The 22948-nt window shown below is 68.0% G+C and carries 16 protein-coding genes and 2 rRNA genes; 8 read left to right on the forward strand and 10 right to left on the reverse strand.

From position 1 onward, the window contains the following. Positions 1 to 43 precede the first annotated feature (43 nt). The 3 genes from CEB94_RS09315 to CEB94_RS09325 all read right to left on the reverse strand — a co-directional run bounded on the left by CEB94_RS09315 (position 44) and on the right by CEB94_RS09325 (position 6162). Positions 44 to 3165: ribosomal RNA gene (locus CEB94_RS09315) — 23S ribosomal RNA — on the reverse strand. Positions 3166 to 3467: 302 nt separating this feature from the next. Then, positions 3468 to 4993 (reverse strand): 16S ribosomal RNA (locus tag CEB94_RS09320). The 16S and 23S rRNA genes sit together here, the layout of an rRNA operon. 527 nt (positions 4994 to 5520) lie before the next feature. Further along, positions 5521 to 6162: a DNA-3-methyladenine glycosylase gene (locus CEB94_RS09325; RefSeq protein ID WP_175431720.1), complete on the reverse strand. Its 642-nt coding sequence runs from the start codon at positions 6160 to 6162 to the stop codon at positions 5521 to 5523. A gap of 144 nt (positions 6163 to 6306) precedes the next feature. Here CEB94_RS09325 and CEB94_RS09330 point away from each other — a divergent pair, with 144 nt between their 5' ends. The 3 genes from CEB94_RS09330 (at position 6307) to CEB94_RS09340 (ending at position 8391) form a co-directional block, all read left to right on the forward strand. Next, a complete protein-coding gene (locus CEB94_RS09330; protein ID WP_175431721.1) occupies positions 6307 to 7089 on the forward strand; it encodes a sporulation protein in 783 nt (260 codons plus the stop codon). Between the two features lie 40 nt (positions 7090 to 7129). After that, positions 7130 to 7669 carry a YbhB/YbcL family Raf kinase inhibitor-like protein gene (locus CEB94_RS09335; protein ID WP_175431722.1) on the forward strand — a complete coding sequence of 180 codons (540 nt, stop codon included), beginning with the start codon at positions 7130 to 7132 and terminating at the stop codon, positions 7667 to 7669. 215 nt (positions 7670 to 7884) lie between these two features. Beyond that, a complete protein-coding gene (locus CEB94_RS09340; RefSeq protein WP_175431723.1) occupies positions 7885 to 8391 on the forward strand; it encodes an HNH endonuclease in 507 nt (168 codons plus the stop codon). 60 nt (positions 8392 to 8451) lie between these two features. On the opposite strand, the gene CEB94_RS09345 is transcribed toward CEB94_RS09340, so the two are convergent. The 3 genes from CEB94_RS09345 to CEB94_RS09355 all read right to left on the reverse strand — a co-directional run bounded on the left by CEB94_RS09345 (position 8452) and on the right by CEB94_RS09355 (position 10867). Beyond that, on the reverse strand, positions 8452 to 9411 hold the full coding sequence (locus CEB94_RS09345) for an SPFH domain-containing protein (protein WP_175431724.1): 960 nt from the start codon (positions 9409 to 9411) through the stop codon (positions 8452 to 8454). Positions 9412 to 9542: 131 nt separating this feature from the next. Continuing rightward, positions 9543 to 9974, reverse strand: coding sequence for an NfeD family protein (locus CEB94_RS09350; protein WP_175431725.1), 432 nt, complete (start codon positions 9972 to 9974; stop codon positions 9543 to 9545). A gap of 95 nt (positions 9975 to 10069) precedes the next feature. Next, positions 10070 to 10867 (reverse strand): ABC transporter ATP-binding protein, encoded by a 798-nt coding sequence (locus CEB94_RS09355; protein WP_175431726.1) that lies wholly within the window; start codon positions 10865 to 10867, stop codon positions 10070 to 10072. A gap of 161 nt (positions 10868 to 11028) precedes the next feature. Between CEB94_RS09355 and CEB94_RS09360 the strand changes: the two genes are divergently transcribed. Continuing rightward, complete coding sequence (locus tag CEB94_RS09360) at positions 11029 to 11814, forward strand: hypothetical protein (RefSeq protein ID WP_175431727.1); 786 nt, start codon at positions 11029 to 11031, stop codon at positions 11812 to 11814. 257 nt (positions 11815 to 12071) lie between these two features. Here the strand turns inward: CEB94_RS09360 and CEB94_RS09365 are convergent, their stop codons facing one another. The 3 genes from CEB94_RS09365 to CEB94_RS09375 all read right to left on the reverse strand — a co-directional run bounded on the left by CEB94_RS09365 (position 12072) and on the right by CEB94_RS09375 (position 14283). Further along, positions 12072 to 12314 (reverse strand): chaplin, encoded by a 243-nt coding sequence (locus CEB94_RS09365; protein WP_030852293.1) that lies wholly within the window; start codon positions 12312 to 12314, stop codon positions 12072 to 12074. Positions 12315 to 12470: 156 nt separating this feature from the next. Then, positions 12471 to 13112 (reverse strand): response regulator, encoded by a 642-nt coding sequence (locus CEB94_RS09370; protein WP_175431728.1) that lies wholly within the window; start codon positions 13110 to 13112, stop codon positions 12471 to 12473. After that, the gene (locus tag CEB94_RS09375) at positions 13105 to 14283 is read right to left on the reverse strand and encodes a GAF domain-containing sensor histidine kinase (RefSeq protein WP_175431729.1); all 1179 of its coding nucleotides are present in this window, start codon (positions 14281 to 14283) and stop codon (positions 13105 to 13107) included. The genes CEB94_RS09370 and CEB94_RS09375 overlap by 8 nt, the downstream gene beginning before the upstream one ends. A 234-nt stretch (positions 14284 to 14517) precedes the next feature. Here CEB94_RS09375 and CEB94_RS09380 point away from each other — a divergent pair, with 234 nt between their 5' ends. The 3 genes from CEB94_RS09380 to CEB94_RS09390 all read left to right on the forward strand — a co-directional run bounded on the left by CEB94_RS09380 (position 14518) and on the right by CEB94_RS09390 (position 17328). Next, complete coding sequence (locus CEB94_RS09380; protein ID WP_175431730.1) at positions 14518 to 15216, forward strand: SDR family NAD(P)-dependent oxidoreductase; 699 nt, start codon at positions 14518 to 14520, stop codon at positions 15214 to 15216. Further along, complete coding sequence (locus CEB94_RS09385; protein WP_175431731.1) at positions 15213 to 16256, forward strand: S-adenosylmethionine:tRNA ribosyltransferase-isomerase; 1044 nt, start codon at positions 15213 to 15215, stop codon at positions 16254 to 16256. Before CEB94_RS09380 ends, CEB94_RS09385 begins: the two co-directional genes overlap by 4 nt. 343 nt (positions 16257 to 16599) lie before the next feature. Beyond that, complete coding sequence (locus CEB94_RS09390) at positions 16600 to 17328, forward strand: transglycosylase SLT domain-containing protein (protein ID WP_175431732.1); 729 nt, start codon at positions 16600 to 16602, stop codon at positions 17326 to 17328. 89 nt (positions 17329 to 17417) lie between these two features. Here the strand turns inward: CEB94_RS09390 and CEB94_RS09395 are convergent, their stop codons facing one another. Beyond that, complete coding sequence (locus CEB94_RS09395; RefSeq protein WP_175431733.1) at positions 17418 to 19955, reverse strand: ABC transporter ATP-binding protein/permease; 2538 nt, start codon at positions 19953 to 19955, stop codon at positions 17418 to 17420. A gap of 241 nt (positions 19956 to 20196) precedes the next feature. Between CEB94_RS09395 and CEB94_RS41870 the strand changes: the two genes are divergently transcribed. Further along, on the forward strand, positions 20197 to 22851 hold the full coding sequence (locus CEB94_RS41870) for a streptophobe family protein (protein WP_342789597.1): 2655 nt from the start codon (positions 20197 to 20199) through the stop codon (positions 22849 to 22851). The last annotated feature ends 97 nt before the right edge of the window (positions 22852 to 22948 follow it).

Consider the following 22948-nt stretch of genomic DNA (forward strand, 5'->3'; position numbering starts at 1 on the left):
ACTGTTCGTTGTCTCAGAACTAACACAGTGGACGCGAGCAACTGAGGACAAGCCCTCGGCCTATTAGTACCGGTCAACTCCACACGTTACCGTGCTTCCATATCCGGCCTATCAACCCAGTCGTCTACTGGGAGCCTTACCCTCTCAAGGAGGTGGGAATACTCATCTCGAAGCAGGCTTCCCGCTTAGATGCTTTCAGCGGTTATCCCTCCCGAACGTAGCCAACCAGCCATGCCCTTGGCAGGACAACTGGCACACCAGAGGTTCGTCCGTCCCGGTCCTCTCGTACTAGGGACAGCCCTTCTCAATATTCCTACGCGCACAGCGGATAGGGACCGAACTGTCTCACGACGTTCTAAACCCAGCTCGCGTACCGCTTTAATGGGCGAACAGCCCAACCCTTGGGACCGACTCCAGCCCCAGGATGCGACGAGCCGACATCGAGGTGCCAAACCATCCCGTCGATATGGACTCTTGGGGAAGATCAGCCTGTTATCCCCGGGGTACCTTTTATCCGTTGAGCGACGGCGCTTCCACAAGCCACCGCCGGATCACTAGTCCCGACTTTCGTCCCTGCTCGACCCGTCGGTCTCACAGTCAAGCTCCCTTGTGCACTTACACTCAACACCTGATTGCCAACCAGGCTGAGGGAACCTTTGGGCGCCTCCGTTACTCTTTAGGAGGCAACCGCCCCAGTTAAACTACCCATCAGACACTGTCCCTGATCCGGATCACGGACCCAGGTTAGACATCCAGCACGACCAGACTGGTATTTCAACGACGACTCCCCCTGAACTGGCGTCCAGAGTTCAAAGTCTCCCAGCTATCCTACACAAGCCGAACCGAACACCAATATCAAACTGTAGTAAAGGTCCCGGGGTCTTTCCGTCCTGCTGCGCGAAACGAGCATCTTTACTCGTAGTGCAATTTCACCGGGCCTATGGTTGAGACAGTCGAGAAGTCGTTACGCCATTCGTGCAGGTCGGAACTTACCCGACAAGGAATTTCGCTACCTTAGGATGGTTATAGTTACCACCGCCGTTTACTGGCGCTTAAGTTCTCAGCTTCGCCATGACGAATCATGACTAACCGGTCCCCTTAACGTTCCAGCACCGGGCAGGCGTCAGTCCGTATACATCGCCTTACGGCTTCGCACGGACCTGTGTTTTTAGTAAACAGTCGCTTCTCGCTGGTCTCTGCGGCCACCCCTAGCTCGAGGAGCAAGTCCTCTCACCAGTGATGGCCCCCCTTCTCCCGAAGTTACGGGGGCATTTTGCCGAGTTCCTTAACCATAGTTCACCCGAACGCCTCGGTATTCTCTACCTGACCACCTGAGTCGGTTTAGGGTACGGGCCGCCATGAAACTCGCTAGAGGCTTTTCTCGACAGCATAGGATCATCCACTTCACCACAATCGGCTCGGCATCAGGTCTCAGACTATTGCCAGGCGGATTTACCTACCTGACGTCCTACACCCTTACCCCGGGACAACCACCGCCCGGGATGGACTACCTTCCTGCGTCACCCCATCACTCACCTACTAACCGCTTGGTCCGGCGGCTCCACCACTTTCCTTTCCCCGAAGGGTCCGGAACGGCTTCACGGCCTTAGCATCACGATGCTCGATGTTTGACGCTTCACAGCGGGTACCGGAATATCAACCGGTTATCCATCGACTACGCCTGTCGGCCTCGCCTTAGGTCCCGACTTACCCTGGGCAGATCAGCTTGACCCAGGAACCCTTAGTCAATCGGCGCAAACGTTTCTCACGTTTGTATCGCTACTCATGCCTGCATTCTCACTCGTGAACCGTCCACAACTCGCTTCCGCGGCTGCTTCACCCGGCACACGACGCTCCCCTACCCATCCACACAGGCGTTGGCCCTATTGTGTGAATGACACGACTTCGGCGGTACGCTTGAGCCCCGCTACATTGTCGGCGCGGAATCACTAGACCAGTGAGCTATTACGCACTCTTTCAAGGGTGGCTGCTTCTAAGCCAACCTCCTGGTTGTCTCTGCGACTCCACATCCTTTCCCACTTAGCGTACGCTTAGGGGCCTTAGTCGATGCTCTGGGCTGTTTCCCTCTCGACCATGGAGCTTATCCCCCACAGTCTCACTGCCGCGCTCTCACTTACCGGCATTCGGAGTTTGGCTAAGGTCAGTAACCCGGTAGGGCCCATCGCCTATCCAGTGCTCTACCTCCGGCAAGAAACACACGACGCTGCACCTAAATGCATTTCGGGGAGAACCAGCTATCACGGAGTTTGATTGGCCTTTCACCCCTAACCACAGGTCATCCCCCAGGTTTTCAACCCTGGTGGGTTCGGTCCTCCACGAAGTCTTACCTCCGCTTCAACCTGCCCATGGCTAGATCACTCCGCTTCGGGTCTTGAGCGTGCTACTGAAACGCCCTATTCGGACTCGCTTTCGCTACGGCTTCCCCACACGGGTTAACCTCGCAACACACCGCAAACTCGCAGGCTCATTCTTCAAAAGGCACGCAGTCACGAGACGAAGAGCAAGCTCTCCGTCCGACGCTCCCACGGCTTGTAGGCACACGGTTTCAGGTACTATTTCACTCCGCTCCCGCGGTACTTTTCACCATTCCCTCACGGTACTATCCGCTATCGGTCACCAGGGAATATTTAGGCTTAGCGGGTGGTCCCGCCAGATTCACACGGGATTTCTCGGGCCCCGTGCTACTTGGGTGTCTCTCAAACGAGCCGCTGATGTTTCGACTACGGGGGTCTTACCCTCTACGCCGGACCTTTCGCATGTCCTTCGCCTACATCAACGGTTTCTGACTCGTCTCACGGCCGGCAGACCGTAAAAGAGAGATCCCACAACCCCGCATACGCAACCCCTGCCGGGTCTCACACGTATACGGTTTAGCCTCATCCGGTTTCGCTCGCCACTACTCCCGGAATCACGGTTGTTTTCTCTTCCTGCGGGTACTGAGATGTTTCACTTCCCCGCGTTCCCTCCACTTGCCCTATGTGTTCAGGCAAGGGTGACAGCCCATGACGACTGCCGGGTTTCCCCATTCGGAAACCCCCGGATCAAAGCCTGGTTGACGACTCCCCGGGGACTATCGTGGCCTCCCACGTCCTTCATCGGTTCCTGGTGCCAAGGCATCCACCGTGCGCCCTTAAAAACTTGGCCACAGATGCTCGCGTCCACTGTGCAGTTCTCAAACAACGACCAGCCACCCATCACCCCACCCTTACAGGCGAGTTCACTGGGGCCGGCGACTGAGGAAATCCATTCCCTCAGACACCCAACAGCGTGCCCAACCAAATCCCGTCCGGAGATCATGCGTTCCACGCTCTTACGAGCAGTACTAGCAGCCTCCGACCCGAGGTCCTGGCCGAATAGTCAACGTTCCACCCATGAGCAACCAGCATCAGACATTCGCCGATGTACTGGCCTCTGACCGAGCGAACTCGGTAAGAAGTGCTCCTTAGAAAGGAGGTGATCCAGCCGCACCTTCCGGTACGGCTACCTTGTTACGACTTCGTCCCAATCGCCAGTCCCACCTTCGACAGCTCCCTCCCACAAGGGGTTGGGCCACCGGCTTCGGGTGTTACCGACTTTCGTGACGTGACGGGCGGTGTGTACAAGGCCCGGGAACGTATTCACCGCAGCAATGCTGATCTGCGATTACTAGCAACTCCGACTTCATGGGGTCGAGTTGCAGACCCCAATCCGAACTGAGACCGGCTTTTTGAGATTCGCTCCACCTCACGGTATCGCAGCTCATTGTACCGGCCATTGTAGCACGTGTGCAGCCCAAGACATAAGGGGCATGATGACTTGACGTCGTCCCCACCTTCCTCCGAGTTGACCCCGGCGGTCTCCTGTGAGTCCCCATCACCCCGAAGGGCATGCTGGCAACACAGAACAAGGGTTGCGCTCGTTGCGGGACTTAACCCAACATCTCACGACACGAGCTGACGACAGCCATGCACCACCTGTACACCGACCACAAGGGGGCGCCTGTCTCCAGACGTTTCCGGTGTATGTCAAGCCTTGGTAAGGTTCTTCGCGTTGCGTCGAATTAAGCCACATGCTCCGCTGCTTGTGCGGGCCCCCGTCAATTCCTTTGAGTTTTAGCCTTGCGGCCGTACTCCCCAGGCGGGGAACTTAATGCGTTAGCTGCGGCACCGACGACGTGGAATGTCGCCAACACCTAGTTCCCACCGTTTACGGCGTGGACTACCAGGGTATCTAATCCTGTTCGCTCCCCACGCTTTCGCTCCTCAGCGTCAGTAATGGCCCAGAGATCCGCCTTCGCCACCGGTGTTCCTCCTGATATCTGCGCATTTCACCGCTACACCAGGAATTCCGATCTCCCCTACCACACTCTAGCTAGCCCGTATCGAATGCAGACCCGGGGTTAAGCCCCGGGCTTTCACACCCGACGTGACAAGCCGCCTACGAGCTCTTTACGCCCAATAATTCCGGACAACGCTCGCGCCCTACGTATTACCGCGGCTGCTGGCACGTAGTTAGCCGGCGCTTCTTCTGCAGGTACCGTCACTTTCGCTTCTTCCCTGCTGAAAGAGGTTTACAACCCGAAGGCCGTCATCCCTCACGCGGCGTCGCTGCATCAGGCTTTCGCCCATTGTGCAATATTCCCCACTGCTGCCTCCCGTAGGAGTCTGGGCCGTGTCTCAGTCCCAGTGTGGCCGGTCGCCCTCTCAGGCCGGCTACCCGTCGTCGCCTTGGTGAGCCATTACCTCACCAACAAGCTGATAGGCCGCGGGCTCATCCTTCACCGCCGGAGCTTTTAACCTCCACCCAGGAGGATGGAAGTGTTATCCGGTATTAGACCCCGTTTCCAGGGCTTGTCCCAGAGTGAAGGGCAGATTGCCCACGTGTTACTCACCCGTTCGCCACTAATCCCCACCGAAGTGGTTCATCGTTCGACTTGCATGTGTTAAGCACGCCGCCAGCGTTCGTCCTGAGCCAGGATCAAACTCTCCGTGAATGTTTTCCCGTAATCGGGATGAACACCACGAGAGCGGAACAGTCAGGCGGAATAGGCCCGACCGTTCACAGCGTCCTCGCTGTGTTTTCTTCAAAGGAACCTCGTCCCAGCCGTGATGGCCGGAGACGGGGTATCAACATATCTGGCGTTGACTTTTGGCACGCTGTTGAGTTCTCAAGGAACGGTCGCTTCCTTTGTACTCACCCTCTCGGGCTTTCCTCCGGGCGCTTCCCTTCGGTCTTGCGTTTCCGACTCTATCAGATCCTTTTCGATCTGATTCCCTGTCGGTGGGATTTGCCGTCCGGCCCGGGCTTTCGCTCGTCGGCCTTTCGACATTCACTACGTTAGCCGATTCCCCGTCCAACTCATAATCGAGTCTGTCGGCGTCGAATTCAGGCATGCGGGCACGCCGAATTCGCCCCTGCTGAGGGGAGTCGCTAGGTAGTGGTTTTGTCGCTTCCGGCTGCTGGCGATTGCCGTACCCGGTTCAGCGGCTCGGACTACATTACGCACCCTGGCAGGACGCGTCAACTTCGTCGGCGCCTCGGGACATGGGCTCGATACGGGCTCACCGTCGGGTCGTTGGCGACCCAGAAGCGCCAGGGGTGCACGGCTCCGTCCCCGCCCACACCGGTGCGGGGGCCGTTGAGTACCTGGTCGGAGGGGATGGGAGTGCCCGTCAGGATGCGGAGCGGGGTGTCCTCGGAGGTGCACGCGTCCGTGCCGTCGAGGGAGCGGTCCACGTTCAGGGCCGTGGCCAGACGGGCCGGGCCCTTGGCCAGTTCCTTGTCGTTGCGGGCCGAGAGTCGACGGGTGCGGGCCAGCTCGGCGCCCTCGATGATCTCGCCGGCACGGAGCAGGACCGCGCTCGCCTTTCCCTCGGGGCCGCAGACCAGGTTCATGCAGAACCACATGCCGTAGGTGAAGTAGACGTACACGTGACCGGGCGGACCGAACATCACGCCGTTGCGGGCCGTGCGGCCGCGATAGGCGTGGGAGCCGGGGTCGTCGGCGCCGTCGTAGGCCTCGACCTCGGTGAGGCGGAGGGCGATCGGACCGTCCGGGGTGCTGCGGACCAGGATGCGGCCGAGGAGGTCGGGAGCGACATCGAGGACGGGCCGGTCGAAGAACTCCCTGGACAGGGGCGTACGGTCAGGGGTCGCGATCATGCCGTCCGAGGGTACTGGAGACGAGTCGTGCCGCGGGGTGGCCCTCGGGCACCGGCCTTGCCAGGGTGGGACATGGAACCGGCCACGGCCGGATCGCGTTTGTATGGATCAAGGATCCACCCGTAGTGGGCGAGAGGGAGAGACATGGCGTTCAAGAAGCTGCTCGCGAGCCTGGGGGCCGGCGGGGCTTCGGTCGAGACGGTGCTCCACGAGATCAACGTCGTCCCGGGCGGCGTCGTCCAGGGTGAGGTGCGGATCCAGGGCGGGTCCGTCAACCAGCAGATCGAGGGGCTCTCGGTCGGGCTGCAGGCCAAGGTCGAGGTGGAGAGCGGCGACCAGGAGTACAAGCAGGACATCGAGTTCACGAAGTCGCGGCTGGGCGGGGCGTTCGAGCTGCAGGCGAACGCGGTGCACGCGGTGCAGTTCGGTCTCGAGATCCCGTGGGAGACGCCGATCACGACGATCGACGGTCAGTCCCTGCGCGGCATGAACATCGGGGTGTCCACCGAGCTGGAGATCGCACGTGCGGTGGACTCCGGTGACCTGGACCCGGTCAACGTGCACCCGCTGCCGGCGCAGAAGGCGATCCTCGACGCCTTCATCCAGCTGGGCTTCCGGTTCAAGAACGCGGACATGGAGCGCGGTGTCATCCGGGGTACGCGGCAGAAGCTGCCCTTCTACCAGGAGATCGAGTTCCACCCGCCGCAGCAGTACCGGGGGCTGAACCAGGTCGAGCTGAGCTTCGTGGCCGACGAACGGGCCATGGACGTGGTGCTGGAGATGGACAAGAAGCCGGGGCTCTTCAGCGAGGGCAGCGACACCTTCCGGTCCTTCCAGGTGGGTCTCAACGACTACCAGGGGACCGACTGGACCGCGTATCTCAACCAGTGGCTGTCGGAGGTCGGCAGCAAGCGCAACTGGTTCTAGGCTCGGGGGCGACTGCAAGTAACGATCAGGAGGTACCGAGGTGACCGAGCTCAAGCGGCGGCCGCTCCCCCACGACTTCCATCCGCCCGTCGCGTCGTTCACGGTGACGAGCGAGGACGTCGAGGAAGGTGCGACGCTCAAGGACGCTCAGGTCCAAGCGGCCGGCAACACCTCGCCGCAGCTGCGGTGGGAGGGCTTCCCGCCCGAGACCAAGAGCTTCGCCGTGACCTGCTACGACCCCGATGCTCCGACGGGCAGCGGGTTCTGGCACTGGGTGCTGTTCGACATCCCGGTGTCGGTGACCGAGTTGCCGGTAGGCGCGGGCAGCGGCGAGTTCGAGGGTCTGCCGGAGGGTGCGATCCACGCTCGTAACGACTACGGCGGCAAGGAGTTCGGCGGTGCCGCGCCGCCTCCCGGGGACGGGCCGCACCGGTATGTGTTCACGGTGTACGCCGTGGACCAGGAGAGGCTCGGTCCGGACGCGGACGCGTCACCGGCCGTCGTGGGCTTCAACCTGCGGTTCCACACGATCGGGCGGGCCCAGCTGATCGGTGAGTACGAGGTGCCCGCCGAGGGCTGAGCGAGTCGCCCGCGATCCCGGCGTTCATGGAACGTTTGCCCGCTCCTGGTCTTGGAATTGATCAGGAGCGGGCATTTTTGTTGCCGGGGGTCGCGGGGGGGTCGCCCCCCGTGGGAGCAGCAGATATTGCGTTGTCCATCTCGGCGTGCCCGGCCAGAGTTGATCCCAGCCCGCCCGCCAGGGGGTGGGCCGGTGCACACGGGAGGTGGGCTGGTATGCGGGACACGCTGGTACTGAACGCGAGCTTCGAGCCGCTGTCGACGGTGACGTTGAACCGAGCCGTCGTTCTGGTGCTTCAGGACAAGGCCGTCGTCGAGCAGTCCCACCCCGAACTGCGGATGCGGGGAGCCGCGGTCGACATACCGGCGCCCCGCGTGATCAGGCTGTGCCAGTACGTACGGGTGCCGTTCCGAAGACGAGCGCCGTGGTCGCGGCGGGGTGTGCTGGTCAGGGACCGGCACCGGTGCGCGTACTGCGGGAGGCGGGCGACGACCGTGGACCACGTGGTGCCGCGGTCGCAGGGGGGCAAGGACACGTGGTTGAACACGGTGGCCTCGTGTGCGCAGGACAATCACCGTAAGGCGAACCGGACTCCGGAGGAGGCGGGGATGCCGCTGCTGCGGCAGCCGTTCGAGCCGACTCCGGCGAACGCGATGCTGCTGACGCTGGGGCAGGACGACTTCGCCGCGCTGCCGGAGTGGCTGGCCCGGCCCGCGGCCTAGAGCTGTCGTACGAAGGGGGCCCGCTTCCTTGGGAAGCGGGCCCCCTTCGTATGTGCCGGGTCAGTCGATGGACGGCTTCTCGCGGCGTTCCTGGGCGGGGACGCCGCCTCCGGACGCGCCCCCGTTGCCGCCGGAACCGCCGCCGAGGCCACCGAAGTTGCCCATGGCGCCGGAGAGGCCCTTGAGGGCGTCGCCGATTTCGCTGGGGACGATCCAGAGCTTGTTGGCGTCGCCTTCGGCGATCTTGGGGAGCATCTGGAGGTACTGGTAGGAGAGGAGCTTCTGGTCGGGGTCGCCGGCGTGGATGGCCTCGAAGACCGTGCGGACGGCCTGGGCCTCGCCCTCGGCGCGCAGGGCCGCGGCCTTGGCCTCGCCTTCGGCGCGCAGGATCTGGGACTGCTTCTCACCCTCGGCGCGCAGGATCTCGGACTGCCGGACACCCTCGGCCTGGAGGATCGCGGCGCGCTTGTCGCGGTCGGCGCGCATCTGCTTCTCCATCGAGTCCTGGATGGAGGTGGGAGGTTCGATCGCCTTGAGTTCGACGCGGTTGACGCGGATGCCCCACTTGCCGGTGGCCTCGTCGAGGACGCCGCGCAGGGCCGCGTTGATCTCCTCGCGGGAGGTCAGGGTCCGCTCCAGGTCCATGCCGCCGATGATGTTGCGGAGCGTGGTGACGGTGAGCTGCTCGATCGCCTGGATGTAGCTGGCGACTTCGTACGTCGCGGCCCGTGCGTCGGTCACCTGGTAGTAGATGACGGTGTCGATGTTCACGACCAGGTTGTCCTGGGTGATCACCGGCTGCGGCGGGAAGGGCACAACCTGCTCGCGCAGGTCGATGCGGTTGCGGATGGTGTCGATGAACGGGACGACGATGTTGAGGCCCGCGTTGAGAGTCCGTGTGTAGCGCCCGAAGCGCTCGACGATGGCCGCGCTGGCCTGTGGGATGACTTGGATCGTCTTGATCAGGGCGATGAAGACCAACACCACCAGAATGATCAGGACGATGATGACCGGTTCCATCGTCGTTCCCCGTGTCCCTTCTCCGCTTCGGCGCCTTCGGCAGATCTTATGGTTGTCGAAGATCTTGCTGGTGAGTCTGACAGACCGTCGCGTAGCTGGCGAGGAGTTCACTCCAGTTACGTCCTGCGAGGTCACATGATGATCGCGGTGGCTCCCTCGATGTCCACGACATCCACTTCCTGGCCCGCTTCGTAAGCGCGGCCGGTGTCGAGGGCGCGGGCCGACCAGACCTCGCCGGCCAGCTTGATCCGGCCGCCGGAGGCGTCGACGCGTTCCAGGACGACGGCTTGTCTGCCCTTCAAGGCGTCAACTCCGGAAGCGAATTGGGGTCGCTGGGCACGGTGCCGGTTCGCGATGGGCCGTACGACGGCGATGCCCGCGGTCGAGATGACGGCGAAGACCACGACCTGGGCGACGGCTCCGCCGCCGAAGACGCCGGTGACCACCGCCGCGGCGACGGCGCCCACCGCCAGCATCGCGAGTTCGGGCATCGCGGTGACCACGAGCGCGATGCCGAGCGCTGCCGCGCCGATCAGCCACCACAGCCATGCGTCGATTTCCACATGGTCATGGTAGGTCCGCGGGCCCTGTCGCCGACAGGGCGCCCGTGGTGTGAAATCCCGTTCTTGCTCTGGGATTTGCGGGGTGGTGGGCAGACTCAGGAGAGCGGGAGGCCCTGCGCGGTCCAGCGTTCGCCCGACTGTTCGACGACGAGCGGGAGGCCGAAGCAGAGGGAGAGGTTACGGGAGGTGAGTTCCAGCTCCAGCGGGCCGGCGGCGAGGACCTTGCCCTGGCGGATCATGAGGACGTGAGTGAAGCCCGGGGGGATCTCCTCGACGTGGTGGGTGACCATCAGCATCGAGGGGGCGATCGGGTCGAGGGCGAGGCGGCCGAGGCGGCGGACGAGGTCCTCGCGGCCGCCGAGGTCGAGGCCGGCGGCGGGCTCGTCGAGGAGGAGCAGCTCGGGGTCGGTCATCAGGGCGCGGGCGATCAGGGTGCGCTTGCGCTCGCCCTCGGAGAGCGTGCCGAACCTGCGCTCCAGGTAGTCGCTCATGCCGAGGCGGTCGAGGAAGGCGCGGGCGCGCTGCTCGTCGATGTCCTCGTAGTCCTCGTGCCAGGTGGCGGTCATGCCGTACGCGGCGGTCAGGACCGTCTCCAGGACCGTCTGGCGCTTGGGGAGCTTCTCGGTCATGGCGATGCCGGCCATGCCGATGCGGGGGCGCAGCTCGAAGACGTCGGTGCCGGGGCGGCCGAGGGCCTCGCCGAGGATGGCGGCGGTGCCCGAGCTGGGGAAGAGGTAGGTGGAAGCGAGGTTGAGGAGGGTGGTCTTGCCGGCGCCGTTCGGGCCGAGGATGACCCAGCGCTCGCCCTCCTTGACCGACCAGGAGACCTGGTCCACCAGAGCCCGGCCCTCACGGACCACGGATACGTCCTGAAGCTCCAGAACATCGCTCATGAGCGCGTTGTCTCCCCTTGCAGTGTGGCCGGTCTCGGCTGTCGCGTAAGCCTGTGGCTCGGTCCGCCGCGCCGGTGGGCGCAGCCCTCCATGAAATCTACGCCACCGGCCGACCGGGGCATTCCCTCGGTCCGGTCCTTGGAGGGTCCTAGGGTGGGTGCATGCTCTCGGAACCACGTGCTGGACGTCTTGCGGCTTGGGGAAATGCCCTGTTGGCCGGACTTGTCTCTCCCGATGACGCTGTGCTCGCCATCGTCGGTGAGGACGCGGTGCACCGGGTGCAGGGGCTGCCCGGGGAGTCGTCGCCCGTGGGGCTCACCCTCGCGCTGGGGCGGCTGCGGACGCTCGGGGTGACCGGGCTGCGGGTCGCGCTGCCCGCGCCGGGGCATCCGCTGGGGCTGAGCGGGCCGCCGGAGTTCAACGCGCGGGCGCTGGAGGCCGAGGAGGCGGTGGTCTGTCATGGGGCCGCCCTCGGGCTGGTGCCGGACGTGTACGAGGCGGGGCCCGAGGGCGTGCGGGACGAGGTGGTGTGGCATGCGCTGCCCGTGCGGGAGGCACCGCCCGCGGATGTGCCGTCGCTGGGTGAGGCGGAGCGGGAACTCGCGGAGGCCCTGCGGGAGGCCACCGAGGTGCTGACGAGGCTGGATGTGGCCGGGTCGGGGCCGGTGACGGAGGCGGCGGTCGATGCGTATCGGGCGCGGGCCGAGCGGGGGCGGGAGGTGCTGGCGCCGGGGTATCCGCCGCGGGCGGTGCGGGTGCTGGAGCTGGCGCAGCGGGTGGGGGCGCTGATCGGCGTGGCGACGGAGAGCGGGCACGGCGGCGCGGTGAGTTCGTCCGAGATCTCTGCGCGGCGGGAGGCGTTGCGGCCGGTGGAGCGGACGGCTCGGCGGGCACAGGTCGCCGCGTACAACTCCGTTGTGGAGGAGCGGGAGCGGGGGGTGCGGTGACTGGGGGTTGTGGTGGTACTGGGCAGCGGTGCGGTGGAGGCGCTGACCGGGGTCGGTCTGGTGCTCGGCATTGCTGCTGGGGCTGCGTGGGTACGTAACCCGGCGCTGCGGGGTGCCGCTGCGACCACCCGTGCCGCCCCCGGCAGCGCGAGTGCCCGCCGCTGAGCGGGACGGGTGCCCGCCGCTGAGCAGACCGGCCTCCCAGGCGATGCCGGGAGGCCGGTGGTCACCTCCGGCTCGGAGACGGAGGTGGTGCGTCAGTGGTTGACGGCGAGGTTGCCGAAGGCCGGGTTCAGGATGCCCACGACGTTCACGCTGTTGCCGGACACGTTGACCGGGACGTGCACGGGGGCCTGGACGACGTTGCCCGAGCCGACGCCCGGGGAGCCCACGGCCTGGCCGTCGGCGTGCGCGCTGGTGGCGGAGGCCATGCCCGCGCCGGCGGCCAGCAGGCCACCCGTCACCATCGTCACGGCCGCTGCCTTCTTCAGGTTCTTCACTTCTGAGCCCTCCTTGCGATTGCCGCGGCAGGCGCCGCAGCACGCACTGAAGAACGGCGCAGATCCATCGAGGTTGCGCCATGTGAGGGACGTTCCCACGACAGTATGAATCTCAGTCCGGAACGCAACCTTCCGTGTTGCTGTGGGGCAAGCGTGTCAGCCGGTCACGCCATGGCGAACGGCCCACAGGGCGGCCTGTGTTCGGTCGGCCAGGTCGAGCTTCATGAGGATGTTCGAGACGTGGGTCTTGACGGTCTTCTCGGAGAGGACCAGCGCGCGGGCGATCTCCCGGTTGGAGCGGCCGTCCGCTATCAGGCAGAGGACCTCGCGCTCCCGCTCGGTGAGTGAACCGGTCCTTCCGGTGCCCGAGTTGGTCTCCTCCTGCGCCAGCAGGGCGCCGGCGACCTCCGGCTGGAGGAGGATGTGCCCGGCGTGGACCGAGCGGATGGCCCCGGCGAGGGCGTCGGGGTCGACGTCCTTGTAGACGTACCCGGCGGCGCCGGCGCGCAGGGCCGGGACCACCGTGCGCTGCTCGGTGAAGCTGGTGACGACCAGCACGCGCGCGCGGTTGTCCAGCTCGCGGAGTCTGCGCAGGGCGTTGACGCCGTCCATGCCCGGCATCTTGACGTCCATGAGGATGACGTCGGGCTGCAACTCCTCGGCGCGGTCGACTCCCTCGGCGCCGTCCGCCGCTTCGCCGACGACCTCGATGTCGTCCTGCACTTCGAGGAAGGTGCGCAGGCCCCGGCGGACGACCTGGTGGTCGTCGACGAGCAGCACCCTGATTGCGTCAGCCACCGGGGACCTCCATCTCGATCACGGTGCCCTTGCCGGTCGCCGACCCCACGGTCAGCGTGCCGCCGGCGCCGCTCGCCCGGTCCCGCATCGAGACCAGGCCGAGATGGCGTCCCGCGCGGCGGACCACCGTCGGGTCGAAGCCGCTGCCGTCGTCCGTGACCCGCAGGACGGCTCCGCTGCCGCGGCGGTCCAGGGTCACGTCGACGTGGTCGGCGCCGGAGTGGCGCAGGGCGTTGTGCAGGGCCTCCTGGGCGACGCGCAGCAGCGCCTCCTCCTGGGAGGCGGGCAGGGCCTTCACGCCGTGGCCGGCGAAGGTGACGCGGGCGCTGTGGGCCCGGTCGAGTACCTGGATCTGCGTCCGGAGGGTCGCCACGAGGCCGTCCTCGTCGAGGGCGGCGGGACGCAACTCGACGACCGCCGCGCGCAGTTCGTCGGCGGCCTCGGCGGCGAGGGCCGCCACCTGCTGGAGTTCGCCCTTGGCGCGGGCGGGGTCGCGGTCCACCAGGCGGGCCGCGGCCTGGGCGGTCAGGCGGAGGGAGAAGAGCTTCTGGCTGACCGCGTCGTGCAGTTCGTGGGCGAGGCGGGAGCGCTCCTCGGCGATGGTGAGTTCACGGCTGCGTTCATAGAGGCGGGCGTTGGTGAGGGCGATCGCCGCGTGCTGGGCGAGGATGCCGAGCAGCTCCTCGTCGTCCGCTGTGAAGCCGCAACCGCCTTCGGGCTTCGGGCACGGGGGGTGTGGGGGGTCTCCCCCCACAGGGCGCAGCTTGTTGGCGAGGAACAGAGCGCCGATGACCTCGTCGCCGTCGCGGATCGGCAGGCCCAGGAAGTCGACCAGGTCCGGGTGGGCCTTCGGCCAGCCCTCGAAGCGGGGGTCCTTGCGGACGTCTGCGAGGCGCTCGGCCCTGGCCTCGTGCAGCATCGCGGCGAGGATGCCGTGCTGGCGCGGGAGGGGGCCGATGGCCTTCCACTGCTCCTCGCTGACGCCGTCGACGACGAACTGGGCGAAGCCGCCGTGGTCGTCCGGGACGCCGAGCGCGGCGTACTGCGCGTCGAGCAGCTCGCGGGCCGAGGCGACGATCGTCTTGAGGACGTCGCGCACCTCGAGATGCCTGCTCATGGCCAGCAACGCGGAACTCACCGCGGCGAGGCCGGACCGGGGACCGTGACTCATGTCCTCACGGTACCGGCGGGCAGTGACAGCGCGGATCGGACCGGTGGCGGCGGGCGCCCGGTCGGTGGGCCTAGGTCGCGGGACCGAGACGGCCGGGTGGGAGGTGTAGGACCGGGAGCGCCGGGCCCATGGCGTAGGGCGAAGGGACCCGGCGGATTGCGGCCCGCGCCCGAGGCGGCGGGGGCGGGCCCGTTCCTAGGTTGTGGGCACGCGATCACGACGAGGGAGCACATCATGCCGGTTGCGATCATCACCGGGGCGTCGAAGGGCCTGGGGCGGGCGCTGGCCGAGGCCCTGGCCGGGCGGGGCTGGGACCTGGTGCTCGACGCCAGGGGTGCCGAGGCTCTGGCGGGCACGGCGGAGGTCGTCTCCGCGCACGGCACGCGCGTGACCGCCCTGCCCGGGGACGTCACCGACGCGGCGCACCGGGCGGAGCTGGTGTCGGCGGCCTGGCGGCTGGGCGGCGTCGATCTGCTGGTGCACAACGCGAGCGCGCTGGGCGCCGAGCCGCTGGTGCGGCTGGAGAAGCTGTCTATGGAGGGGCTGCGGCGGGCGCTGGAGGTGAACCTGGTCGCGGGGCTCGGCATGGTCCAGGAGGCTCTGCCGCTGTTGCGGGCCTCGCTGGCGGGCGCGGTCGTCGCGGTCAGCTCGGACGCGGCGGCCGAGGCGTACGAGACCTGGGGCGGCTACGGGGCGTCCAAGGCGGCCCTGGACCATCTGGTGGCCGTGCTCGCCGTGGAGGAGCCGGGGCTGCGGGTCTGGGCGGTGGATCCCGGGGACATGGCCACGGACCTGTACGCGGCGGCCGTACCGGAGGACCGGGAACCCCGGCCGGAGCCGGCGGCTGTGGTGCCGGGGTTCCTGCGGCTGCTGGACGAGCGTCCGGTGAGCGGTCGGTACGGGGCTCCGGCTCTGCTGGAGGGGGTCCGATGACACTGGCCGTGCGGGTACCGGAGGAGCTGTCGGCCCGGGTGCCCGTCGAGCAGCGGGGGCCAGGGCTGGAGCGGGACGCCGTGCGGATGCTGGTGTCGCGGGGTGCCGAGGTGGCGCATCACACGTTCACGGAGCTGCCGCTGCTGCTGGGGGCCGGGGATCTTCTCGTGGTCAACACCTCGGCCACGCTGGCGGCCGCCGTGGACGGATGGACCGGGCACGCGCGTGTGGTGGTGCATTTCTCCACCCCTGGGGACGACGGCCGCTGGGCGGTGGAGCTGCGGGAGCCCGACGGGCGGGGCACCTCGCGCGCGCGAGCGGGTGGGCCCGCGGGGAGGGAGGTGTGCCTGCCGGGAGGCGTGCGGCTGGTTCTGGAGGAGCCGCTGAGCGGCCGGAGCGAGCGACTGTGGTGGGCGCGGGTGTCCGGGCCGGGGGTGCCGGGGCTGCTGCGGGCGTACGGGCGGCCCATTCGCTACGCCTACACGCGGCGGGACCAGCCGCTGTCCGTCTACCAGACGGTGTTCGCGCTGCCGGCCGCGGACGGGGCGGGCAGTGCGGAGATGCCGAGCGCGGCGCGGCCCTTCACGGCCCGGCTGGTGGCGGAGCTGGTGAGCCGGGGGGTGCGGTTCGCGCCGGTCACGCTGCATACGGGGGTGGCCTCGGCGGAGGCGCACGAGCCGCCGTACCCGGAGCGTTTCGCGGTGCCGGAGGCGTCGGCACGGCTGATCAACGCGGCGAAGGCCGGTGGGGGCCGGGTCGTGGCGGTCGGGACGACGGCGGTGCGGGCCGTGGAGTCGGCGGTGGGCGCCGACGGAGCCGTACGCGCGCGTGCGGGATGGACGGATCTCGTCGTCACGCCGGAGCGCGGGGTGCGGGTGGTGGACGGGCTGCTGACCGGGCTGCACGAGCCGGAGGCCTCGCATCTGCTGATGCTGGAGGCGGTCGCGGGGCGGGTGGCGATCGAGCGGGGATACGAGGCCGCGCTCCAGGGCCGGTACCTGTGGCACGAGTTCGGGGACGTGCACCTCGTGCTGCCCTGAAAGGGCCTCACACAGAGCATCGCTCGTGCAACGTGCGGTGAGAACGCATGCCGACCGGTGTGAGCCCGCGCATAGGGCGCACGTCACGTACGAAAGTGCGTAGGAGACAAAGCCCCACCTTTTGAGCGGCGCGGATAGTCCAGTCTGCCCCGATTTACCCATCCCTGATCCACTATCTTCCTTCGTACGTCACACCTTTGCCACGCCATTTTGCGGCCGCTAAGAATTGGCGACGTCGCTCAGCGCCGTGGGTTCACCTCCGCGGCGTTTGTGTCGGAAACACACCGAGTCCAACGCCGGACGCCGAGCGACTCCCGCGCTATTCGAAGAGGTCCACAGCAGCATGCCCAAGAACATCTTCAGCCGTGCTCACAGTCGTAGCCTGACCCGTCACCACAAGATCGCCATGGCCGGTGTCGCCACCCTCGGTGCCGCCGCCATCGGATTCTCCGCGGTACCGAGCGGCGCCTCGACCAAGACCACGACCGAGGCCGCTCAGCCGGCTGCGGTGGCGTACAGCAACGAGCAGATCAAGGACGTCAAGGCGAGCGTCACGGACCAGATGGCCGGCGCCAGCCTGAAGGCCGAGCAGATAGCGGCGAAGAAGAAGGCCGACGCCGCGGCCGCCGCCAAGAAGAAGGCCGCCACCGAGGCGGCGAAGAAGAAGGCCGAGGCCGCGCGCGAAGCCAAGGAGGCCGCGAGCCGCGACGCCAAGCGCGCCCAGGTCAAGAAGGCCGCCGCCAAGAGCTACCCGAACAACCTCGACGGCTGGATCCGCGAGTCGCTCGACGTCATGAAGAAGCACGGGATCCCGGGCTCCTACGACGGCATCAAGCGCAACATCATCCGGGAGTCCTCGGGTGACCCGAAGGCGATCAACAACTGGGACATCAACGCCATCAACGGCATCCCGTCGAAGGGTCTGCTGCAGGTCATCCCGCCGACCTTCAAGCACTGGCACGTCCCCGGCACCTCCTGGGACATCTACGACCCGGTAGCCAACATCACCGCCGCCTGCAACTACGCGGCCGACAAGTACGGCTCGATGGACAACGTCGACAGCGCGTACTGAGGCCGGCGCGGACCTCTGCTCGCTGCACGAACGCCGAAGGGCGGCACCCCCTGACGGGGTGCCGCCCTTCGGGCGTCGTACGGCGGCGACTACTTCCGCATGACCTCGGGCTCGTGGCGGCGCAGGAAGCGGGCCACGAAGAAGCCGCAGAGCACGCCGATCGCGAGGAGCGCGCCCATGTCCATGGCCCACGCCCCGACCGTGTGCTCCCACAGCGGGTCGGTGTCGCCGGCCGTCTCGGGCGGGCTGATCTTGTTGAAGTCCAGCGTGGCACCGGAGGCGGCGACCGCCCAGCGCGACGGCATCAGGAACGAGAACTGGTTGACGCCGATCGAGCCGTGCAGCGTGAACAGGCAGCCGGTGAAGACGACCTGGATGATGGCGAACATCACCAGCAGCGGCATGGTCTTCTCGGCGGTCTTCACCAGCGAGGAGATGATCAGGCCGAACATCATCGAGGTGAAGCCCAGCGCCATGATCGGGATGGAGAGCTCGACGAGGGTCGCGCCGCCGAGGACCAGGCCCTCCTCGGGGATCTCTCGGCTGGAGAAGCCGATGACGCCGACCAGCAGGCCCTGGAGCACGGTGATCATGCCGAGCACGAACACCTTCGACATCAGGTACGCCGAGCGTGAGAGGCCGGTGGCGCGCTCCCGCTCGTAGATGACGCGTTCCTTGATCAGCTCTCGGACCGAGTTCGCCGCACCCGCGAAGCACGCGCCGACCGCGAGGATGAGCAGGACCGTGGTGGCCGTGCCGTTCGGGATGATCCGGCCGGTCTGCGGGTTCGCCGGGTTCGGCAGCAGGCCCTTGTCGGCGTCGATGAGCAGGCTGACCGCGCCGAGTACGGCCGGCAGGATCACCATCAGGGCGAGGAAGCCCTTGTCGGACACGATCACCGAGACGTAACGCCGGACAAGCGTGATGAACTGGGACATCCAGCCCTGCGGCTTCGGCGGCTTCATCGCCTGCATGTGCGGAACCTGTACGGACTGCGGCGCGACGGCGTCGATGTCCGCGGCGTACATCTGGTAGTGCTGCGAGCCCTTCCAGCGGCCCGCCCAGTCGTAGTCGCGGTAGTTCTCGAAGGCGGAGAAGACATCGGCCCAGGTGTCGTAGCCGAAGAAGTTCAGCGCCTCCTCGGGCGGGCCGAAGTAGGCGACCGAGCCGCCCGGCGCCATCACCAGCAGCTTGTCGCAGATCGCCAGCTCGGCCACGGAGTGGGTGACGACGAGGACCGTCCGGCCGTCGTCGGCCAGGCCGCGCAGCAGCTGCATGACATCGCGGTCCATGCCCGGGTCGAGGCCGGAGGTCGGCTCGTCCAGGAAGATCAGCGACGGCTTGGTCAGCAGCTCCAGGGCGACCGAGACGCGCTTGCGCTGGCCGCCGGAGAGGGACGTGACCTTCTTGTCCTTGTGGATGTCGAGCTTGAGCTCGCGCAGCACCTCGTCGATGCGGGCCTCGCGCTCGGCGCCCGTGGTGTCGGCCGGGAAGCGCAGCTTGGCCGCGTACTTGAGGGCCTTCTTGACGGTCAGCTCCTTGTGCAGGATGTCGTCCTGCGGGACCAGACCGATGCGCTGACGCAGCTCGGCGAACTGCTTGTAGAGGTTCCGGTTGTCGTACAGCACCTCGCCCTGGTTGGCGGGGCGGTAGCCGGTGAGCGCCTTGAGCAGGGTCGACTTGCCGGAGCCGGACGGGCCGATGACCGCGATCAGCGACTTCTCCGGGACGCCGAAGGAGACGTCCTTGAGGATCTGCTTGCCGCCGTCGACCGTGACGGTCAGGTGGCGGGCGGAGAAGGACACCTCACCGGTGTCGACGAACTCCTCGAGCCGGTCGCCGACGATACGGAACGTCGAGTGGCCGACGCCGACGACGTCGGTCGGGCCGAGCAGCTGCGAGCCGCCCTTGGCGATGGGTTGGCCGTTGACGTACGTGCCGTTGTGGGAGCCGAGGTCGCGGATCTCCATGCGCCCGTCGGGCGTGGCGTGGAACTCGGCGTGGTGCCGGGAGACCTGCAGGTCGGAGACGACCAGTTCGTTCTCCAGGGCACGGCCGATGCGCATCACGCGGCCGAGGGAGAACTGGTGGAACGTGGTCGGACTGCGGTCGCCGTAGACCGGCGGCGCCCCCGCGGCGCCGCCGGGACCCTGCTGCTGCGGGATGTGCGCCGCGGCCTGCTGCGGCTGCTGCCAGCCGGCCTGGGGGGCCTGCTGGTGCGGCTGCTGGTGCGGCGGCTGCTGGGCCGGGGCCTGCTGGCCCCAGCCGGGGTTCGCGCCCTGCGCGGCGTACGGCTGCTGCTGGGGCTGGGCCTGCGGCGTGGCGGCGGAGGCCGCGGCGCCGGACAGGTTCAGGCGCGGGCCGTCGGTCGCGTTGCCCAGGTTGACGGCCGAGCCGGGACCGAGCTCCATCTGATGGATGCGCTGCCCCTGCACGAACGTGCCGTTGGTGCTGCCGTGGTCCTCGATGACCCAACTGCGGCCGTTGAAACTGACCGTGGCGTGACGCCAGGAGACCCTGGCGTCGTCGAAGACGACGTCCCCCTGCGGATCACGTCCGAGGGTGTATGCCCTGGACGGATCGAGCGTCCAGGTACGTCCGTTTGATTCCAGTACGAGTTCCGGCACTCCATGCCCCACTGAGTTGTCCCCCGATTTACCCCCGACATGGGGAGTCTAGGGATGTCGAACATCGGGGGGAACTATTTCAGGAGCTGCCCTCTGACCGAAAGTCGGGCCTTGTGAAGACCGCCTTCGGACGCATCGGCCGATTCCGTTGACGGGGTTGAAACCGGGCCGGAGAGTGGTATTTCGACGCGAGGGGGACATGCGTGGTGTTCCCGCCGCGCAGCGGATCGGGGGGTCTGCCATGAGTGCTGCCGCAAGGGTCGGGACGGCGAGGGACGACGAGCGCGTGCCGTGGGGGGACGTGCTGATGTCCGCCGTGGCCGCCGTGAGCTGGGCGTTGATCGGGATGGCGGGGACGGCGGCGCTGGGCCTGCGGCTGCTGGAGGCGGACACGGCGGGGTCGTTGGGGCCGATGACCGCTGCGGTGGTGGCGCTAGGGGCGGGTGGGTCGGTCACGCCGTCCGGTGAAGTGTCGGCGTTCGGCCTCACGGGCGCGGAGGCGGACACGGCCGTCGAGATCACGCCACTGGGAGTGAGCCTGGTCGGGGCGGTGCTGCTGTCGTGGTTCTTCCTGCGGTCCTTGCGGGCGGCGGGAGTTGTGATCTCACGGGCCGAACTGCTCGCACGGGCGGGCGCGGTGGTCGCGCTCTTCGTGGCGATGCTGGGCGGGCTGGCGTGGGCGGGGCACGACGTCATCACGATCGACGGGGGTTCGCTCGGGCTGGACGACGTGACCGGCGGGAGCGGGGGTGTCGAGATCCCGGGGCTCGGGGACATCGGGGGGCTGCTGCCGGACCGGCTCGGCGATCTGGTCGACGCGCAGGCCGCGGTCGGCTTCACGGTCGACACCGCCCCGACGCTGCTCGGCGGGTTCGGCTGGTCGGCCGGGATCCTCCTCATCGCGCTGCTGGCCTCGCGCCGTACGCCGCTGCCCCGGGGCTGGGAGGCCGTGCACCGGGTCGTGCGGCCGGCCGTGTCGGCGGTGGTGACCGTGCTGCTGGTGGCGGTGGCGGCGGGGTTCGCTGCGGCGGCGTACGCGGCGATCGGCGACGACCGTCCCGGGCGCATCGCCGGCGCGGCGCTGCTCGGGGCGCCGAACGGGGTGTGGCTGGGCATCCCGCTCGGCCTGTTCGTGCCGTGGGACGGACGGGCGACGGGTGAACTGACGCGGTTCCTGCCGGACCCGCTGGACGATCTGCTCGGTGGCGGGTCCGGCGGGTCGGTGACGCTGGGCCGGCTGGCCGAGCTGGACGGGCGGGTGTGGCTGCTCGGGGTGGCGGCGGGGTCGATGATGCTGCTGGCGGGCGTGTTGGCGGCGGTGCGGACGCCGGTCGGGGCGGGGGAAGATGCCCTTCGTTTCGCGGGCCGGTGTGCGCTGCGGCTCGGGGTCGCGACCGCGCTCGCCCTGCCGTTGCTGGCCTGGCTGACGGACGTCTCCGTGACCGCGGCCCTGTCCGTACTCGGCTTCGACGCCTTCGGCGCGGGCATCGAACTGCACGGCCACCTCGGCCTGGCCCTGCTCCTGGGCGCGGTGTGGGGCGCGGGGGCCGGGGCGGTCGGGGCGTTGCTGGCGTGGGGGTGCGGGACGGCGGGGCGACGGGCTACGGCGTTGGCCCGGGTGCAGGGGTTGGGGCAGGAGTTGGCCCCGGCCGACGGTGCGGCGGGCCTGCCGGGCACCGAGTGGGCCGAGTACGGGGCCGGTCGGGGCGGAGCGGGAACTTGGCGGGGTGGGTACGGGGCCGGGGCCGGACAGGCCGGAACGGGAACTTCGCGGGATGAGTACCGGGCCGAGGCCGGACAGGCCGGAACGGGAACTTCGCGGGATGAGTACCGGGCCGGGGCCGGGGAGGCGGAGCCCTGGGGCGGTCGGACACCGGCTGGCTACGACGAGGGCAGCCGGGAGGCGTGGCCTGGGGCGGGCACGGTGCGGCCCGGGCACGATGCCAGTGCCGGGCAAGCCCACACCCGGGGCGGCCCGGCCCCTGCGAGGTACGACGAGGACGCCAGGCAAGCCTGGCCCGACGCCGGCGCCGGGCGGCCCGGGGACGATACCGATGCTGCGCAAGCCGACCCGGACCAAGCGAGGTACGACCGGGGTATCAGGCAGGCCTGGCCGGGGGACGCAGACACCGCGCGCCCCGGAGACAACGCCGCTGCCGGGCAAGCCCAGACCTGGGGCGGCCCGGGCCCGGCGAGGTACGACGAGGACGCCAGGCAAGCCTGGCCCGACGCCGGCGCCGGGCGGCCCGGGGAGGACGCCGCTGCCGGGCAAGCCGGCCCGGACCAAGCGAGGTACGACGAGAGCGCCAGGCAATCCTGGCCCGACGCCGGCGCCGGGCGGGCCGGGGACGATGCCGGTGCCGGGCAGGCCGGAGTCCGGGGTGGAGAGCGTGGTGGGGAAGCCGGGCCCTATGTGCCGGGTACGCCGTACCGGCCACCGAACCCGGGGACCAACCCGTACCTCCGGGTGCCGGAGGACGCCAGGCCTGCGGGCGAGGAGCGGCTGTCGGACGGACCGCCGGTGGATGGGGCGTACGGAGAGGGGCCGCGGGACGGCGAGGAACAGCAGCCAGGGGCCGCGGGGCGGCGTCCCGGCGAGGAGTCCCCGCCGGACCGGCATCACCCCGGGCCTCAGCCGATCACCGGCAGGCCTCAGCAGCCCGGCCCGCCGCAGCGCCCGGACCCTCCCCCGCAAGCCGGCCGGCCGAGGCCGCCGGACGACGAGCCCCCCGCCCCCGGTGACGTCTACGGCGCCCCCACCGTCGTACGGCCGGCCGGACCGCCGCCGCGTGGCCCCCGGCAGTCGCCCGGGCCGACGAACGGGAACGGGCCGCCCTCTCCGCCGCCCCCTCCGCCTCCGCCTCCCCCGCCGCGGAAACCGCACGGCGGGAGGTGACCGGTGAGGGCACCGGACGCCGTACCGGCACGCAATGTTCACGCCACCGACGCGACATGCAGTGTTCGCTGTCCGCCAGACGGACCTCAGGGGCGGT

The sequence above is a fragment of the Streptomyces hawaiiensis genome (assembly GCF_004803895.1).
Taxonomy (GTDB): domain Bacteria; phylum Actinomycetota; class Actinomycetes; order Streptomycetales; family Streptomycetaceae; genus Streptomyces; species Streptomyces hawaiiensis.

What these genes read in the sequence shown, in the direction of transcription:
- CEB94_RS09325 (WP_175431720.1), bottom strand. Translation starts at nt 6,162, where the DNA reads ATGATCGCGACCCCTGACCGTACGCCCCTGTCCAGGGAGTTCTTCGAC.
- CEB94_RS09330 (WP_175431721.1), top strand. Translation starts at nt 6,307, where the DNA reads ATGGCGTTCAAGAAGCTGCTCGCGAGCCTGGGGGCCGGCGGGGCTTCG.
- CEB94_RS09340 (WP_175431723.1), top strand. Translation starts at nt 7,885, where the DNA reads ATGCGGGACACGCTGGTACTGAACGCGAGCTTCGAGCCGCTGTCGACG.
- CEB94_RS09345 (WP_175431724.1), bottom strand. Translation starts at nt 9,411, where the DNA reads ATGGAACCGGTCATCATCGTCCTGATCATTCTGGTGGTGTTGGTCTTC.
- CEB94_RS09355 (WP_175431726.1), bottom strand. Translation starts at nt 10,867, where the DNA reads ATGAGCGATGTTCTGGAGCTTCAGGACGTATCCGTGGTCCGTGAGGGC.
- CEB94_RS09360 (WP_175431727.1), top strand. Translation starts at nt 11,029, where the DNA reads ATGCTCTCGGAACCACGTGCTGGACGTCTTGCGGCTTGGGGAAATGCC.
- CEB94_RS09375 (WP_175431729.1), bottom strand. Translation starts at nt 14,283, where the DNA reads ATGAGTCACGGTCCCCGGTCCGGCCTCGCCGCGGTGAGTTCCGCGTTG.
- CEB94_RS09380 (WP_175431730.1), top strand. Translation starts at nt 14,518, where the DNA reads ATGCCGGTTGCGATCATCACCGGGGCGTCGAAGGGCCTGGGGCGGGCG.
- CEB94_RS09385 (WP_175431731.1), top strand. Translation starts at nt 15,213, where the DNA reads ATGACACTGGCCGTGCGGGTACCGGAGGAGCTGTCGGCCCGGGTGCCC.
- CEB94_RS09390 (WP_175431732.1), top strand. Translation starts at nt 16,600, where the DNA reads ATGCCCAAGAACATCTTCAGCCGTGCTCACAGTCGTAGCCTGACCCGT.
- CEB94_RS41870 (WP_342789597.1), top strand. Translation starts at nt 20,197, where the DNA reads ATGAGTGCTGCCGCAAGGGTCGGGACGGCGAGGGACGACGAGCGCGTG.